Here is a 1060-nt window from a genome sequence, read left to right on the forward strand (position 1 = left end):
CCAGGGCCTCGCGCTCGGCGGCGGCGTCGCGGGCCTCGCGCGCCTGGCGCGCCTCCAGCAGCAGGGCCTGCAACAGGTGGCGCTGGCCCTCAGGCCCCGGGGCGGCGGGCAGGCCGCCGGCGGCGCTGGAAGCGGCCGAAGAGGCGGTGTCGGCTGGCGGGTTCAACGGAAATCGAACGCCGTGGCGCTGATCTTGGGCAGGTAGCGCTTGCACCAGGCCGAGCCCGCGGTCTGCAGCATGTAGAGGTTGCGGTAGTTGAGCCAGCAGCCGTAGAGCCAGCGCGACTTGCTGCGGTGGGCCATGTCCTTCATCTCGCGCAGGCGCTGCAGGTGCACGTTCATGCGCGCCTCGCTGGCGGGCAGCGCGATCTTGTGCACCTTGAGGCCGCTGCCGGCCTGGCGCAGGAACAGCGGCAGCAGCCGCTCCACGATGAAGGGCCAGTAGGTGGAGCCCGCGTGCAGGCCCTTGGGGTCGCTCAGCGGGGAGTCCAGCACGCGCAGCACGGCCGCGGGCAGCGCGGCGCGGGCGCGGTCCACGACGCCGCGCACCCAGGGCAGGTAGGCGCCCCAGAAGGCGGGGCTGCCCACGAAGTAGTTGCAGGCCGAGAAGCGGGCGGAGCTTTGCACCGCGCCCAGCTCGGCCTCGTCCAGCCCGGCGGCCTTGAGCACGGCGGTGCACAGCTCGGTGAAGGCCGGGTGCGAGGGCACGCCCTGCTGCCAGCCGTTGATGTAGAGCGCCTCATGCTCGGGGTAGGGGTTGCAGAAGTAGAGGTCCTGCCCGGGCTTGTCGGCGATGGCCTTGAGCAGCGCGGCGCCGCTCAGGCCCGTCTTCTGGCCGAAGCGCCACGACAGCGCGCCCCACAGCGGCGCACGCTGCAGCGCGGGCTCGGCGGCCAGCCGCTCGAACACGGCGAACTCGCGCAGCGGGTCGTCGCGGCCGGCGTTGTCCAGCGGGGTGAAGGTCGGGTCCAGCCCGGGGCGCTGCTCTTCCTTGAAATAGATCTGGAAGATGGGCAGCACCGAGCGCCGCGGCGCGGGTGCGGGCGCGGCCACGGGGGCG

The 1060-nt window shown here is 73.3% G+C and carries 1 protein-coding gene; it reads right to left on the reverse strand.

The window, feature by feature from the left end; all coding sequences use genetic code 11:
- Positions 1-162: 162 nt before the first annotated feature.
- Positions 163-1060, reverse strand: an 898-nt coding sequence (locus SM757_RS34905) for a hypothetical protein (protein WP_322468852.1), incomplete at its 5' end; no start/stop codon positions are given.

Origin of the sequence: Azohydromonas lata, from assembly GCF_034427735.1 — a bacterium.
Classification (GTDB): Bacteria; Pseudomonadota; Gammaproteobacteria; order Burkholderiales; family Burkholderiaceae_C; genus Azohydromonas; species Azohydromonas lata.